12 protein-coding genes and 1 pseudogene are annotated in these 16,814 nt (G+C 43.1%); 6 read left to right on the top strand and 7 right to left on the bottom strand.

Features of this window, described 5'->3' with window-relative positions:
* Positions 1–14 precede the first annotated feature (14 nt).
* Entirely contained in the window at positions 15–386 is a 372-nt protein-coding gene (locus H5202_RS01915) for a DP-EP family protein (RefSeq protein ID WP_182770457.1), read from the top strand.
* A 533-nt stretch (positions 387–919) separates the two neighbouring features.
* Positions 920–2,065, top strand: a complete 1,146-nt coding sequence (locus H5202_RS01920) for a sensor domain-containing diguanylate cyclase (protein WP_182770467.1) — start codon at positions 920–922, stop codon at positions 2,063–2,065.
* Positions 2,066–2,101: 36 nt separating this feature from the next.
* Here H5202_RS01920 and H5202_RS01925 read toward each other — a convergent pair whose 3' ends face one another.
* Positions 2,102–3,259, bottom strand: a complete 1,158-nt coding sequence (locus tag H5202_RS01925) for an alkane 1-monooxygenase (RefSeq protein WP_182770469.1) — start codon at positions 3,257–3,259, stop codon at positions 2,102–2,104.
* Positions 3,260–3,269: 10 nt separating this feature from the next.
* A complete protein-coding gene (locus H5202_RS01930; protein ID WP_182770471.1) occupies positions 3,270–3,599 on the bottom strand; it encodes a 2Fe-2S iron-sulfur cluster-binding protein in 330 nt (109 codons plus the stop codon).
* 141 nt (positions 3,600–3,740) lie between these two features.
* On the opposite strand from H5202_RS01930, the gene H5202_RS01935 reads away from it, so the two are divergent.
* Positions 3,741–4,745 carry an AraC family transcriptional regulator gene (locus H5202_RS01935; RefSeq protein WP_182770473.1) on the top strand — a complete coding sequence of 335 codons (1,005 nt, stop codon included), beginning with the start codon at positions 3,741–3,743 and terminating at the stop codon, positions 4,743–4,745.
* 181 nt (positions 4,746–4,926) lie between these two features.
* Here H5202_RS01935 and H5202_RS01940 read toward each other — a convergent pair whose 3' ends face one another.
* Together H5202_RS01940 and H5202_RS01945 are read right to left on the bottom strand one after the other, a co-directional pair.
* Complete coding sequence (locus tag H5202_RS01940) at positions 4,927–5,805, bottom strand: bile acid:sodium symporter family protein (protein ID WP_182770475.1); 879 nt, start codon at positions 5,803–5,805, stop codon at positions 4,927–4,929.
* Between the two features lie 136 nt (positions 5,806–5,941).
* Positions 5,942–6,748 (bottom strand): class II aldolase/adducin family protein, encoded by an 807-nt coding sequence (locus tag H5202_RS01945; RefSeq protein ID WP_443019300.1) that lies wholly within the window; start codon positions 6,746–6,748, stop codon positions 5,942–5,944.
* A 100-nt stretch (positions 6,749–6,848) separates the two neighbouring features.
* Between H5202_RS01945 and H5202_RS01950 the strand changes: the two genes are divergently transcribed.
* The 3 genes from H5202_RS01950 (at position 6,849) to fdhF (ending at position 13,271) form a co-directional block, all read left to right on the top strand.
* A complete protein-coding gene (locus H5202_RS01950; RefSeq protein WP_182770479.1) occupies positions 6,849–7,754 on the top strand; it encodes a LysR family transcriptional regulator in 906 nt (301 codons plus the stop codon).
* 164 nt (positions 7,755–7,918) lie between these two features.
* A complete protein-coding gene (locus tag H5202_RS01955; RefSeq protein ID WP_182770481.1) occupies positions 7,919–8,635 on the top strand; it encodes an oxidative stress defense protein in 717 nt (238 codons plus the stop codon).
* A gap of 406 nt (positions 8,636–9,041) precedes the next feature.
* Complete coding sequence (gene fdhF, locus H5202_RS01960) at positions 9,042–13,271, top strand: formate dehydrogenase subunit alpha (RefSeq protein WP_182770483.1); 4,230 nt, start codon at positions 9,042–9,044, stop codon at positions 13,269–13,271.
* Between the two features lie 241 nt (positions 13,272–13,512).
* Here the strand turns inward: fdhF and H5202_RS01965 are convergent, their stop codons facing one another.
* From H5202_RS01965 to H5202_RS01975, 3 genes and pseudogenes are all read right to left on the bottom strand, one after another.
* Positions 13,513–14,370, bottom strand: a complete 858-nt coding sequence (locus tag H5202_RS01965) for a universal stress protein (protein WP_259397158.1) — start codon at positions 14,368–14,370, stop codon at positions 13,513–13,515.
* Between the two features lie 29 nt (positions 14,371–14,399).
* Positions 14,400–15,890 (bottom strand): SulP family inorganic anion transporter, encoded by a 1,491-nt coding sequence (locus tag H5202_RS01970; protein ID WP_182770484.1) that lies wholly within the window; start codon positions 15,888–15,890, stop codon positions 14,400–14,402.
* A gap of 684 nt (positions 15,891–16,574) precedes the next feature.
* Positions 16,575–16,814 (bottom strand): annotated as a pseudogene (locus H5202_RS01975) (primosomal protein N'); the annotation flags it as partial.

The following is a 16,814-nucleotide window of genomic DNA, read 5'->3' on the forward strand; positions in this document are numbered from 1 at the left end:
AAATGGAAAATATAATGTCAAATACTCAAAACACGACAACATTTTTTAACCTCACCGTCACCCTAGAAAACGGCGAGCCGTTTTTCAGTTATACCAATCACGATGGTACCCCTAAAAGCGGTGATGTTATCATTACCAAAAACTGTACCATCACCTACCAACTTATTGACCACACGGGCAAAGGGCTTAAGTTTTTTGGCGCAGCGTTTATGACCCCATTTGACGGTATTATCGATGCAGTCAGTACTGATGGCAGCTTAATACACTTAACCGACTTAGATGAAATATCGGGCAACACCCAATTTCAATTTGTGTTGTCGAACACCAGCAATACCTTATTGGTACTCAGCCCAGACCCTGAAATTATCAACCGCGAAAATGATTAAATAAGTAGAAAAATGATAAAAGCTCAGACTTGCCCTGAGCTTTTATCTTGTTCAGCATAATTAAAACAACCAATAATTAAACCTTGATAAAACTGCTGGTGTTATCCATTAACATCACCTGAGGTTGGAGTTATCTTTTACCCGTTAACCGAGCTCAAAAACCAATCATTTCTCAATAGCCCAACGAGTAAACGCCTGCCAAATAACTGTATCGCTACCTCCCAATAACGGCTCAACATCTGTCAACGATGCAACCAAATACAGCTGCACAACAAGCTATTTAAGCTAAGAACACTATCGATTTTAGTGAGACAAATCCTAAAAACCAGCAACAAAATCAGCTTACCTCCAAGGTACATGCAATAGACACAACTCAATCGCAACACATTTTCACAATAAATAGCAACTTTAAACAATTTAAAATCAACAAGTTAAAAGCAGAAGGTTACCGAAAGGTAAATAAGCCTTATTCCTAATAGAGTATTTGACATCAACAAGGGGTTACCAATACCAAACGCTTAAGGGAATGCACCATGTTTACCAATGATAAATTAACTGAACTCAATGACACTATTTCTCGTGTGACTAAATTAACAAACTCATTCGCTAAATTTCCCAGCGCGATAAAAATACCATTGCGAGTTGAGGTTGAACCACAATCCAACTCATCAGCAACAGATGTCATTTTTGATACCACTTTTAATGCAACTTTTGATGCCACCTCAGCAAGCCATAATGGCAAAATGGCAGTAGCAGATAACCTACAAATTAGCACCTTGCTCAATGTGATCACCGCGATTTCAGAAGCGATTTTTGTGATTAATTCTGCTGGCGTCATTGAGATGATCAATCCGTTAGGCGCTAAATTATTCGGTGCCCCAGCCGAAATGTTAATCGGTCAAACCTGGACCGATTATCTACAAAGCCCTTTTAAAGATGAGTATCTATCTTTATTTACCTTGTGGAACAGCGCCAGCGGTCAGGCCAATAAAGTGACTCAGTTTAATCATGGCCCTAAAGAAATTATCATTAATCGCGCCGACAGCACGTTACTCGAAGCAGACTTATCATTGTCATGTTTACCGTCGATGCAGATAGGTTCTGAGCCGTTATTTATTGGCATCATGCATAATCTCACAACCCATAAAGCTGAGTACAACAAACTGCGCCACTTAGCACATACCGACAAATTAACCGGCCTTGCCAATCGTCACGCTTTTGATGATGCCTTGCAAACCAACTGGAACGACAGCATTAACCACGACCAACCGCTGTGTTTAATCATTATCGATGTCGATTATTTTAAAATGTTTAATGACCAGTATGGTCATGTTAACGGTGATAAATGTTTGCAAAAAATTGCTCAAGTACTGGCAGAGGTGCTCCCGTCTAACAATGCGATGGCTGCCCGTTATGGTGGTGAAGAGTTTGTCGTCATTTTACCCAACAGCAATCCGTTAACTGCAGAATACATTGCCAAAAATATTCAACGTCGTATTAACCAGTTAACCTTTACCGACATAGGGTTACCTGCACAAACCAAAATCAGTGTCAGCCAAGGCATAGCCTGTGAACGCAGTGGCCAATACCGCACGCCAACCGCACTGGTTTGCGCAGCAGACACAGCACTTTACCGCGCAAAATCAACAGGCCGTAACCGCATTAATATGAGTAGCTAATATCTATTAGCTTCTAAACAATCATCAAACAAAGGGTTAACAACACGCTTGGTAAGCGGCTATACCACTTTGTTGATTAGCCTGCTGGGCCATATTATATTCAGCTGGCGTGGCAAAATGTGCATCCCAATGTTGTAATTTGGGCAGCATAAGTCGATGCCATAAAGGCGGAATGAGGGTCAATACAAAGGTACTAAGGTAACCGCCAATCATTTGCGGTGCATCGGGATAAGGCGATAACTGATGGTAAGGTAACTGTCCTTGAGCGTGATGATGTGAATGTCGGGTTAAGTTAAACATTGCCCACGAGCTTACCCGCTTATTGGTATTCCAAGAATGATGAGGTTTTACTGGCGAGTTAAGTTCGCGAACCAAACCATAATGCTCCATGTAATTGACTATCTCTAAAGTCGCTTTAGCCCATAACGCCATTAATACAAAAAAGCTTAACCCCTGCCAACCCGCAAGCCAAAATACCCACACCATAATAGCGACACTCATAGCGTAACCTCGTAACGCTTTATTGTGCCAACTCCATACCGCTAACTGTTTACGCACCAGCCTTTGTTGCTCAATGTGCCACGCACTAATATTGCCCTTAATGGTCGAAATAATAATATGTGCATAAACACCACGACCACGAGGAGCGGTAGCAGGATCGTTCAAGGTACTAACGTATTTATGGTGGCCATATACATGTTCAATGGCAAAGTTAGCATCAAAGCTAAATGCCAATAACCAGCGTCCAATCAATAATGACACCGGCTGCCAAGTACGATGGGTTAGCTCATGGCCTGTAATCGTCGCCATTACGCCAACCACTAAGCCCAAATAAATCACCATCACCCCATATTGAATCATGCTGGTGTTTTGCCTTGCTAACACAGTGTCATACCCCGTAAAACGAGTGACCCATGCGCCATATTGGCCAATATCTTGGCTGGCAAATTGCCAGCAACACACAAACACTAATATCACAGTCAATGGCAGCGCCAACCACAATTGCCACGTAAGCAATGCCGGATAGCGATATTGTGGCGTCGCGGTATCATCACCAAACACGATGTCACCACCCAAATACACCGCAACCCAAATAGCAAAGCCAATGCTGATATAGGTTCCACCCAAAGTGATGCTGATAATAGCGATCACAGCCATAAGATGAAACGACATAAATTTAAGGTATTTAAACATGGCCATGTCCTTATGCTTGCGGTTCGTCAGCTAAAGGACGCTGGCGTAAATTAACGTGAATGTTCACATCAGTTTTAGGCAGACTCTGACAGGCCAAAATCATTCCTTGAGCGATGGCTTCAGCCGATAAAACATATGCGCTGTCGGTTAATTGTTTCACTTCGCCAGCAACCAACTTGCATCGACAAGCACCGCAACTGCCTACTCGGCAATGATGCGGAAAGGCTATATTGGCGGCCAACGCGGCGGTTAAAAGAGAGTGTTTAACGCTAGTTTGCGCTATCACTATTTCATCATTAATGGTTAGGCTAACCGTTTTGGCAGTAAACATAGACAACATACGCATTCCTTGGTGATTAAAGGTTTACTGTACGCCAACCAGAAATATAACAAAGAGGGAAGAATGGACATTAAGGGGTCATTAATAGACAAGCACAGCAAAATCCGTTACAACTAACTCAAAGCCATTAATAAGATTGCTATGCAGCTGCTTCCTGTATTTTACTTAAACCAAGTGTATCAACAGCTGCGCCTGTGGGAATGCAATGTCGATATATGGCTAGCCCATAACGGCCTTATGCTTGAACAACTACAAGACCCACACTTTCAAGTGAGTTTTGATGATTATCAACGGTTAATAACCTCTGCAATTCATCTATCGGCACGACCTGACTTAGGTTTACATGTCGGCAGCCGAATAGGCATTAACACCCATGGTATGATGGGATTTGCCATCCTTAATAGCAGTACCCTTAAACAAGCTGTTGATATATTGAAGCAATTTATCAATACACGCACACCATTGGTTAATGTTAATACCCATGAAACCGCCAGCAGTATGGTTATCACACTGCAAGCGATACAACCATTGGGCGTGATTCAACAACCGTTTATGGATGCTTTGCTCGTCACCATTGCCAACTTGTTACAACAAACCACCCCGTTGTCACCTGCAATAAGCCAGGTTAATTTGGGGTTCGCAGCACCAGCCTATTGGCAGCAATACTCCGCATTACTCAAAGTACCAGTGCATTTTAATCAAGCCAGCACCCAGCTAATATTAACTCAAGCATCATTAAATCAACGCTTAGATATGGCCGATCCCAGCTCGTTTATTCAAGCCAAACAATGGTGTATTAACGAACTTAAAAAACTTGATTTACAGCAAAGCCTTAGCGATAAGTTGTATCAGTATTTACTACAAAGTCCGATGCCACTACCAAGCTTAAGCGATACAGCCACGCATTTTAATATGACCCCACGGACTCTTCATCGCCATTTAACTCAACAACAAACAAGCTATAAGAACATTGTCGCGTCGGTGAATCACCATATTGCGAAGCAATACTTATCGCAATCTAGTGGCAGTATTAAGCTGTTGGCATATCAATTAGGTTATGTTGATGTGGCTAACTTTCGACGGGCATTTAAACGCTGGCAAGGCACCACACCCAGTGAATACCGCCAGCAAAAAAGAGTAAAATGACATTCGATTTAGGAACATAAGTGACTAAGCACTAACTAAACACTAAGTGATTAACTAAACACTATGTAACTAAACACTAAGTGATTAACTAAACACGAAGTGATTAACTAAGCCCTAAGTAAGTAACTAAGCTATTAACTAACCGACAAAATCCGTTAATTAATAGCACTAATGTAATTAGCTAGATTGAACTGTATTTTTTTTGGTTTCTAGCATAACGGGCATACGCGATTAACAAGCCAGCCCCTAAATACATCGTTAAACTATACACTCCAGCCACCACAGCATAGCTCGGGGCTTGCAGTAAACTAATGCAAATAAGCATTGCCATAGTGGAGTTTTGTAAACCAATTTCAATGGCCAACGTTAGGCTATCTTTATGGCTTAATTTGAATATCTTGGCAGTAATTACGCCCACCATCATGGCAATCAAATTTAACAACATGCATGCAATAAACACCTCGTTAAAAGCGTCGCTGATAATGTCACGTTCTTGAATCACTACCCCAGTAATCATCAACAATAAAAACACTAATGCAAAGCGCCTAAAATACACCTCAACCTTCACAGCCCAATCGCGATAATAACGCCGCACAATCATGCCAAACATAATCGGTAGCAAGGTAATCACCAATAACCCTAATGAAATGCTACTTAACGACACCTCAATATCATGGTTTTCACTAAAATAACTAACCGCAAATTGGATGATAAACGGCGCGGTAAAGACACACATAATGCTACTCAGTGCAGTCAAACTCACTGACAATGCCAAATTCGCTTTGGCTAAGTGGCTAATTACATTTGAGGTAGTCCCACCAGGACAGGCTGCCAAAATCATTAACCCTACCGACATCGCTGGCGATAAATCTATTAGTAAACATAGAGTAAAAGCCAGCAAGGGCAACACGATGATTTGGCCTATAAAGCCGCCAATAATCGGCATGGGAGTTTGCCACAAACGTAAAAAATCAAACTGGGTTAAGCTTAATCCCATGCCAAACATAATAAACGCCAGCGCAAGTGGCAGCAGTATTTCGGTAATAATCGAACCTGTCATTGGGAGTAACATCCTTGCCCGCTAAACAGGTTTAGCGGGTATCATAAGCTTCAGTACAGAATACGTTCTTGCGAAATATGACTGCATGAATACGGTTTTATCAAAATCAAACCGCCCTTTGGCGTCGTTAACAGGCTTAATCTAAAAAGCTATTGTCTTGTGCCAACATGACCTGATACAAAGGTTGAAAATTACCCCAAGTCACTAAATCAGAACCATTAACTTGACGAGTTTTAGTCGCAATTTCATGGCCAATCAATTTAAGTTCACCCGCCGCCTGTGCCAATAACTGGCTATGGCAGCAACTGTCTAACATGACAAAATTAGCCGTTGCCGCATCCACAGACTTACCCACAGTGAGTAAGCCATGGTTTTGTAAGATAACCGCAGCATGGCCTTGTAGCGCCTCTGCAATCATGTCGCCTTCAGATAAATCAGCGACCACGCCGGTAAAGGTGTCAAAAATGCTGTGGTTTTCATAAAACATACAGGCATCTTGAGAGATAGGTTTAAGTAACTCACCTAATGATGAAAATGCACGCCCATAAGTGGTATGGGCATGGGCCACTGCGTTGACATCGGGGCGCGCATGGTGAATACGCGAATGGATAGCAAATGCGGCATTATTGATTGGGTGCTTGCCCTCCAAAATATTGCCTTTATGATCAACACGCACTAAATCTGATGCTTTAATTTTAGAAAAATGCACCGCTAATGGATTAACCCAAAATGACTCAGGATCAATACAATCACGCAAGGTAATGTGCCCCGCTAAACCCTCATCAAATCGGTAATGGGCAAATACCCTAAATGCCGCGGCTAAGCGCTGTTTTTCATATTGTTGTTGCTGTTGTTTGTTATCAAATTTTGGCGGTAGCGGCATTGGATACTTATCAGTACCAATAGTCATTTTTTGAATTTGCTGTGCTTGAGTGTCATTTATAGCGGTCATGTTGAGTCTACTTTTATTAGTTTAGTTTGACTTTAATTTAACCAAGCCTAAAATAAATTCAAATGATACTAAATCATAGATAACTATTAATATGCTGCATAGTAAGATTGATTTAAACTTATTCCTCATTATGAGTACGGTATATCAGCACGGCAGCATTACTGCTGCGGCCAGTAAACTGCACCTTACACAACCCGCTGTAAGCCATGCTATTGCTCGGTTACGCGACAAATTTAACGACCCATTGTTTGTCCGCCATGGCCGTAAAATGGTACCAACAGCCTTATGCCAAAAAATCATTCCCGACGTGCAACAAGCGCTGCTGTTACTCAATAATACCGTTAGCCAACCCGCGACATTTGACATACAACAGCACAAACGCGAGATAAAACTAGGCTTAAGAGACATATTAGAGTCAATGTTCTTTCCTATTCTTATGCCCGATTTACTCAATAACACCCCCAATATCACCCTAAACAGTCGTCAAATTAAACGCACTGAACTTGAGCCGTCACTGGCGCAGCAAAGTTTAGATATTGTTATCGATGTACTGATGCCAACCCATAAAGATATTTGCAATACTCTAATATGCAGCGAACGATTTTCATTAGTGTGCCGCCGAAACCATCCGATTTTACAGCAGCACACCCTCGCCAATTATGCCGCCGCATCTCATGCATTAGTGAGCTTAAAAGACTTCAGCATCGACACCGTCGACATGGCGCTTGCCCATCAAGGCGTTAGCCGTAATATTGCATTACGTTGCGAGCATTACTTTGCCGCCATCAGTGTGATCTGCCAATCAGATTTGATCATGACCATGCCAAACACCTACGCCATGTTGCTACAACAAACCATGCCCATTGTGGTGTCGCCATTACCCTTTGAAGTGCCAGAATTGGCGGTACACATGTATTGGCATCAACAAGCTCAAGACGATCCGGTAAACCAATGGATCAGAAACAAATTGCTTAATATCTCAGCCCAGTTGTTTTAGCTTCTTTTAAATCGTTAGTAAGTCATAAATAAACCGTAAGAAATAAATCGCAGAAAATAGTCAAAAATAAAAACCCTTTTTCATTTTTGTACCGTTTACACTCATAACAGACCTACTTTTCCTGTGTTAAAACAGTATTTAGCTAACCATTAGCGGAGTTATCAATGAACAAAACATTAATCACTAGCATTATTTCTACCTCATTATTTGCCTTAACCGCCACCAGCAGTTTATCGACAGTGCAAGCGGCTGAACTCAGTTTTGCTCATATTGAAACAGTAGGAACCAGTACCATTGAAGCCGAAGCAGACATGGCTATTATCAATGTTCAAGTATCTATAGAAGCCGATAGCGCTAAAGCCGCTAAAGACAAAGCCGACGAAGCCGTCAGCCAATTTATGCAACGGTTACTCAAGGCTGGAGTCGACAAAAAACACATTCAAAGTGCTAATTTACAACTCAACCCACAATATACGTATGTGCAAAATGAACCTCGAAAACTCACGGGTTATAGCGCAAGTCGTCAAATGACCATTACCGTAATTGATCTAAATCGGTTAAATGAGCTACTCGACAGCGCCTTGGTTGAAGGGATTAATAATGTTAATAATATCGAACTAAAATCCAGCCAAGAAGCCAATATTATTGCCCAGGCTCGCCAAGCAGCCATTACCGATGCTCAGCAAAAAGCACAGTCACTTGCAAAAGGCTTTGGTGAACAAATTGCTGGGGTATGGGAGGTAAGATACTTTCCGCAGCAAGCCAATCAGCCAGAAATGTACCGCGCCAGCATGAAAATGAATGCCGATGTGGCGCAAACTTATCAGCAAGGCCAAGTTAACATTAGCGACAGAGTTGAAGTGGTTTTTAGATTGAAATAGCAATAAACAAGCAGGTTGAACTTGATTCAGCCTGCTTTGTTGTAACAGCAATGAATCCACTCATCGCCACCCACTGTCTACAATCATGAACAATGACAACAAACCATCACTCACCTAGCAATATTTACGACATAAAACCATAAGTAATTAATTGTTTATTATAACATTAACATAAAATACACATTTAATCGCAATAAAAATGATCTAAGTCACATCTGAAAATCACTCCTCAAATTAAACTCGATGCATAGACTGTGGATGCGAGTGCCAGATTATCAACATAATCTGGCGTTGCTGACATTAACACCACCTTAGGTTTAGTTGTTTGCCCTTATGACACCCTACTCGTCCCATCCTCAAAGGCATTAGACTTTGCCAGTGACTCAAAAAATAAAAAGGCTTTGCAATGATTGATATCACTATCGACGGAACAACACTTTCGCTTCCTAAAGCTGACAGCTTGTTAAAGGCAGCAAAAAACGCCGGTATTAACATCCCTAGCTTATGTGACTATTCTCACCGCCAAGAGAGACAACACTGTAATTTGTGCCAAGTACAAATCAAAAACCATGATGGCAGTTTGCGATGTGTTCGTGCCTGTGAGACACCGCTTGAAACCGGCTTAGAGGTCATTACCCAGTCAAGCCACTTGAGTCAACTTCGTCAACAAGCACTCAAAGATATTCTCAGCGACCACTTTGCTGACTGTGAAGCGCCCTGCCAAACTGCCTGCCCTGCCGGCGTTGATGTGCAGTCCTATCTTTATCATATTGGTAGAGGCGATCATAAAGAAGCCGTCAAAGTCATCAAACAGACCTTACCTTTGCCACTGTCGATTGGCCGTGTTTGTCCTGCTTTTTGTGAAACCCAATGTCGCCGCGGGCTCGTTGATGAGCCAGTGGCAATTCGCCAATTAAAACGTCATGCAGCAGACCTAGATTTACATGATGCTGAGCCTTATGTCCCACCAAAAGCACCGGCTACCAATAAGCGTATTGCCATTATCGGCAGTGGCCCAGCAGGACTCACCGCCGGCTATTATTTGTCTAATAATGGTCACGATGTCACCATTATGGAATCTGCCCCAAAAGCAGGAGGTTGGTTACGTTACGGCATCCCTGAGTACCGCTTACCTAAAGATATTCTTGATAAAGAGATTGAACTGCTCACCCGCAACGGACTTAAAATCGAAACGGGAGTTGAACTTGGCCGCAATACCAATTTAACTGAATTAGTGGCCAATTATGATGCTGTTTGCCTTGCGATTGGAGCGCAAAAAGCAGTACCAATGAATTACCCTGGCAGCGATTTAATCGGCTGTTATTTAGGGGTGGATTATTTGCGTGACTATTGCACCGATAAAAAATTGATTACAGGCAAAAAAGTAGCCGTCATTGGTGGCGGTAATACCGCGATTGATTGCGCCCGTACCGCTGTGCGCGATGGCGCTGATGTGACCTTAATTTATCGTCGTAGCCGTGAGGAAATGCCAGCTGAACCCTATGAAATACATGAAGCAGAAGTCGAAGGGGTTAAGTTTCATTTTCTCACTAATCCACTGGAAAACCACAGTGACGACCAGGGCCGGGTCAAATCCATCACCTTTGCTAAAATGGCGCTCGGCGAGCCCGATGAATCTGGGCGCCGTTCTCCTAAAGCGACTGGCAAAACCTTTGAAGAAGCATTCGACACTGTAATTCCTGCGGTATCTCAACAAGTGGATTTAGCCTTTTTAGACCAACCAGAAAATCAAATAGACACAGGGCATATCGCCCTGACCCGCTGGCATACCTTCCTTGGCTGCGAGCAAACCATGTCTGCTGGGGTGGAAAAACTTTTTGTTATCGGTGATTCCCGCACCGGCCCATCTACCGCAGTAGCAGCAGTAGCGGATGGCCGAAAAGCCGCTGAAGCCATTGAAGGATTGTTAACTGAAGGCTTAACTTGCCATTTAGAGCCTGAGCTATTTAACTCACGAAAGGCTAACAAAACAGCCTCGTTATCTGCTGAGCTATATCCCAACGCATACCCTAACTTATACCCTGAGACAGCCAAACGTCGCCGCTTAAAAATGCCTGAACTAAACCAGCTAAATCGAGCGCTTAACTTTGCCGAGGTAGAACTAGGATTCATTCCCGATGAAGCAATGCAAGAAGCGATGCGCTGTTTGGAGTGTGCTTGCCAAGCCAATACCGATTGTAAGTTACGCGATTATGCCACCGAATATAAAGTAGACGGAAAAACACTGGATCAAACCAAAGCGCGTAAATTTAAAGTCGATAACAGTGCGCCTTTTATTACTTTCGACGCTAATCGCTGTATCAGTTGCGCCGCTTGTATTGATGCTTGTCATCAACAAAGTGGTCATAACGTTATCAGCTTTGAAGCCAATAGTTATCAAGCGCTACCCGATGCTGCAACAACAGGCATTAGCCGCAACGCCCCTCGTGTTGGCTTTACTGCGTCGATGAATGACAGCGATTGTGTGCAATGCGGTAACTGTGTTCAAGTTTGCCCTACTGGCGCTTTGGTTGATGCCCGCGATAAAACCCAAGGTAGCGACAGAGCGTTAACCAAAACCTCAACCGTGTGCACATATTGTGGCGTTGGTTGCCGGGTTGAACTGCATGTCGACCAAACCAAAAATCATGTAATGCGAGTATCTGGCGATACTCAATCAGTGGTCAATGAAGGCATGCTATGTGTTAAAGGACGCTCTGGTTTTGATTTTTTAAACAGTCCTAAACGCCTTACAACGCCATTAATTCGCAAAAATGGTCAGCTAGAACCGGCCACTTGGTCTGAAGCCATTAGTTATATAGCACAGCAACTTCAACCGATTAAAGATGCTGCTGGGCCAAGCAAGTTTGCGGCATTGTCTTCAGCTAAATGCACTAATGAAGAAAACTATTTAATGCAAAAGTTCGCCCGTAGCATTATGGGCACTAATAACATCGATCACTGCGCGCGACTATGTCATTCATCATCTGTTGCTGGGTTATCCGATACCATTGGCGGCGGGGCCATGACCAATGATATTCCCAGCATTAAAGACTCAGATGTGATTTTTATCATCGGCTCCGATACCACCAGCGCCCATCCTATTATCGCCTCTCACATTAAAAGAGCGGTCAGCCAACACGGCGCGCGCTTAATTGTCGCGGATCCAAAGAAAACCACTATCGCAGACAGTGCCCATTTATATGTGTCACATAAACCGGGCACAGATGTGATGTTACTCAATGCCATCATGCAGCAAATTATCATCAATAACTGGCAAGACATGCACTACATCAATAGCCGTATTGAAGACTATGAATTGCTCAAGCAAGAAGTGATGAAGCCAGATTACAACTTAGCCAATGCAGCGTTGATTACAGGCGTGAGCGCCGAAGACATTGCCGCTATGGCTAAAATGATTGGCACAGCAAACAAAACTGCCTTGTATTATGCCATGGGGATTACTCAACATACTTCGGGTTATGACAATGTGGTGTCCACCTCCAACTTGCAATTGCTGTGTGGCAACATTGGCGTAACGGGCGGCGGACTAAACCCACTTCGTGGCCAAAGTAATGTTCAAGGCGCTTGTGATATGGGCGCGTTACCCAATTATTATCCCGGTTATCAGCAAGTCGATAACCCACTCAATAACGTTAAGTTTGCCAAAGCTTGGGGCAATACTTCGCTGTCGTCAGAACCTGGATTAGCAGCAACTGAAATCATGCAGGCGATTGTGAAAGGTAAACTCGATGCTCTGTATGTTTTGGGAGAAAACCCAGTGCTAAGCGATCCGGACCAAGCTCACGTAATCGCTGCACTATCCAAAATTAAATTTATGGTAGTGCAAGATATCTTTTTAACCGAAACCGCGCAGATGGCCCATGTGGTACTACCCGCAACTGCCTTTGCCGAAAAAGATGGCCATTTCACTAATACAGAACGTCGGGTACAACAATTACGTGTCGCGTTAACCCCTCCTGGGGATGCGATTGTAGACTGGAAAATTATCCAAATGATTGCCAACAGCCTTGATGCTAATTGGAATTACCACAGCACCAAAGATATCTGGCAAGAAATTAACCACGTCACCCCGCAATATCAAGGCCTTACCTGGCAACGACTTGAACATAAGGTAGATGGTTTACAGTGGCCATGCTTTGATGAAAACCATCCTGGCACACCGATTTTGCATACCGAAACATTTTTACGCGGTAAAGGCAGGATGATGCCAGTGAGCTATCGACTACCTGCCGAAATGCCCGATAGCGAATATCCATTAACCCTTTCAACAGGCCGTTTACTGGAACAATTCCATACTGGCACTATGACCCGTAAAACCCCGGAACTGGATATTAAAGGCTCGCCCAGAGTAATGATTTCGGTTTTTGATGCTGAGCAATTGGGAGTCAATAACGGTGATATGTTGAAACTGAGTACTCGCCGCGGAGAAATAGACATAGCCGCCTTTGTGACTAAGCGGGCTCAGGTAGGAGTATTATTTTTACCGTTCCACTTTGCCGAAGCAGCAGCCAATAAACTGACCATTAATGCATTGGATCCCATTGCAAAAATTCCAGAATATAAGGTGTGTGCCGTTAAAGCAGAAAAGTCACTGCTGCCAAGTGTTGGATGACAAGCGGTAACGAGCGATATCAAGCGATGACAAACGCCTAGGTGCTAGATCCTTCTATCCGTAAGCGCACCGTTCGCTTGTCACCGCTTGTTATCATTTTTTAAGCTATCCCTATCCCAGAAATAATGAGCGGTATCAAGCGATAACAAGCCAAGCGCCTAGGTGCGAGATCCTTCTATCCGTAAGCGCAGCGTTCGCTTATCACCGCTTGTTATCATTTTTTAAGCTATCCCTAGTAGGTTTAGCGCAACAATAACAATGGGATGTGGCTTTTACTGATCATCCGTGTCGTGTTGCTACCAACAAAAAACTCACGAATACGTGAATGACCATAAGCACCCATCACCATTAAATCAATTTGGTGTGCTAGCTGGTAAGCTTCAAGAGCCGCCTGCACCTCGCCCTGACAAACCGCAGTTGTCACCTCAAAACCAGCTTCGGTAAGAGAGCCTGCAACTGAAGTCAATTCGGTTTGCGCTTGAGACTGATTGTCAGACACCATCACTAAATGACATTCGAGCCCTTTAAGTAGTGGGCTGCTTTTCACGCGTTCAAGCACTGTTTTCGAGGTGGCACTGCCGTCATAAGCAATCATAAAACGGCTTGGCATTGTAAAATCAGCCATCACCACTAAAATCGGCTGTTTAAGGGTGCGAATAACACTTTCTAAATGACTGCCAATCGCTTGCGCCTGATCCTGATGTTGCTCACCTTGGCGACCAATAACCACTAGTCTGGCATCGACTTCTTGCTCAAGCAGCGTTTCCACTAAATCCCCATGGCGCTGCAGCGTTTGCACCGCAACTGAAGGCTGTGCCGCCAAGATGCACGCTTGAGCATCTTGTAGCATATATTTACCTTGTTCGAGCGCGAGTTTACTCATGCGCCCTTCAAGTTCAACCATCTCAGCAAGTAAATGCTCTCGGCTACCAAGGCCAATATTTCCCGACAGATTTAACTCTGTAGGATAGGCAGACTTATCCAATACATGTAATAACGTCACAGGGGCGCTCAACTGCATAGCCGCCCACCCACTAGCATCAGATACCGCGCGTGTTGCTTTTGAACCATCGATACAGGCAATCACATTTGTCATCATTATTATCCTTTTATGGTGTTGCTATGGGCTTAGTGACCTGACATCATTTTTTCAACGTCTTCGGGTTTATCATGCACACCAAATTTATCCACAATGGTAGCGCTGGCTTCATTAAGGCCAATTAACTCAACTTCAGTGCCCTCGCGGCGGAATTTAATCACCACTTTATCGAGTGCCGATACCGCAGTAATATCCCAAAAATGCGCCAAAGATAAATCAATAGTGACTTTTTCAACCACTTCTCTGAAATCAAATGAGTTGCTGAACTTATCTGCTGAGGCAAAAAAGACTTGGCCAATAATTTGATAATGACGACCGGCTTCTGCTGTAGTGTCGGTGCTTTTAACCACCATAAAACGACCCACTTTATTAGCAAAAAATAACGAGGCAAGTAACACACCTACAAATACCCCAATCGCTAAATTATGGGTAGCGACAACCACAACAACTGTGGCAACCATCACAAGATTGGTCGATAAAGGATGATGTTTAAGATTACGGATAGAATCCCAAGAGAAGGTTCCAATAGACACCATGATCATCACGGCAACAAGTGCAGCCATAGGGATCATTTTCAACCAATCACCTAAAAACACAATCAAGATAAGCAAAAACAAACCGGCAGAGAAAGTCGACAAACGTCCACGCCCGCCTGATTTAACGTTGATAATAGATTGACCAATCATGGCACAACCTGCCATGCCGCCCATTAAACCTGCACCAATATTCGCAATACCTTGGCCTTTACATTCGCGATTTTTATCACTTGGCGTATCAGTTAAATCATCAACAATGGTCGCTGTCATCATTGATTCTAATAAACCCACAACAGCAAGACCCGCTGAATAAGGAAAGATGATGATTAACGTTTCAAGGGTTAATGGCACTTCTGGCCACAAGAAGATTGGTAACGTATCAGGAAGTTGTCCCATGTCGCCTACGGTACGGATGTCTAATCCCATGTAAACCGCAAAAATGGTTAAGCCGACGATACATATTAAAGGTGACGGCAACGATTTACCAATAACAGGGATTAATGGGAATAAATAAATAATCCCCAGTCCTGCTGCGGTCATGGCATACACATGCCACGTCACATTTGTGAGCTCTGGTAACTGTGCCATAAAAATCAAAATGGCGAGTGCGTTCACAAAGCCAGTCACCACTGAACGCGAGACAAAACGCATCAAACTGCCAAGCTTTAAATAACCTGCTGCAATTTGAAATATGCCGGTCAATAACGTTGCCGCTAATAAATACTCAAGACCATGTTCTTTAACTAAGGTCACCATCAATAGCGCCATAGCACCCGTGGCCGCAGAAATCATTCCAGGACGTCCACCCGTAAACGCGATAACCACAGCGATACAGAATGAAGCATACAGACCCACTTTAGGATCAACCCCAGCAATAATAGAAAAGGCTATCGCCTCAGGAATTAACGCAAGTGCGACGACTATACCTGCTAACAGATCTCCACGGATGTTGGAAAACCATTCTTTTTTCATGTTTTGTATCATGTATTTTACTCTGTTTTAATGTTAGCCAATATGCCAATAACATGTGTTAACACCAGATAAATCTGCGTGCGTCAGCAGTGAAATTAACTCATTAATACAACAAAATGATATTGGGTAATGATATACAACAAAAACTACCCACAAGGCAGCAATTACGGACGGATCTTAGCGATCCAAATAGGGGAGGAAAAACTAATGCGGTTTAATATTCATTATGAAAAAACAACCTCGTTAATATGGGTAAATTAGGCTTAAAAATTTATTAAACGCGCACTGCATAAAAATGCAGCGGCAAGTATAAAGGGTTGCATAAGTAAAATCAAAGCGTTTAAACAGTAATGCCTGTGACACGCTTACTGAATTTGAGCCTCGTTAGCGCTGTAAAGTGGACGCAAAACTCAGCTATCACCTTTTAATGATCAACTGAACAAAGCCCAATGTTATGATGAAGGGATAACCGCAATTTTTTCTGAGGTAAATTTGTTGTACGCAACGATTAAGCCGTAAGCCATTAATACTGAAACACACTCTGAAATAGAACCCAATAACCGGAATGCTTCATAAGTAGAGCTAGGAATTAACGCTGCATAAGTGGACCCGAAATTTATTATCACTAGGAGAAAAAATGGTAACTGCATCAAAACAGCAGCCTTAACATTAAAGGGAGACCGAGGAACAACCTTTCTAAATAACATGTGGATCTCTATCGATACTCCAGCGGCAACGCTTACTTTCAGGTATTAGTTCAATTTGGGCTAATACGCGTTCAAATTCGGTTTGTAAACGCTGACGACTTTTGGCTTGCAGTATTAATTGGCGTCGGTATTTTCCTGCTTTACGATCCAGTGGAGCCGGGATAGGGCCAATAATTTCAAAGTCTTTATCTTGTGGTAATAGCTCGCTGGTGCGGGCAAGAAAAGCATC

The organism is Shewanella sp. SG41-4 (assembly GCF_014164505.1).
GTDB lineage: Bacteria > Pseudomonadota > Gammaproteobacteria > Enterobacterales > Shewanellaceae > Shewanella.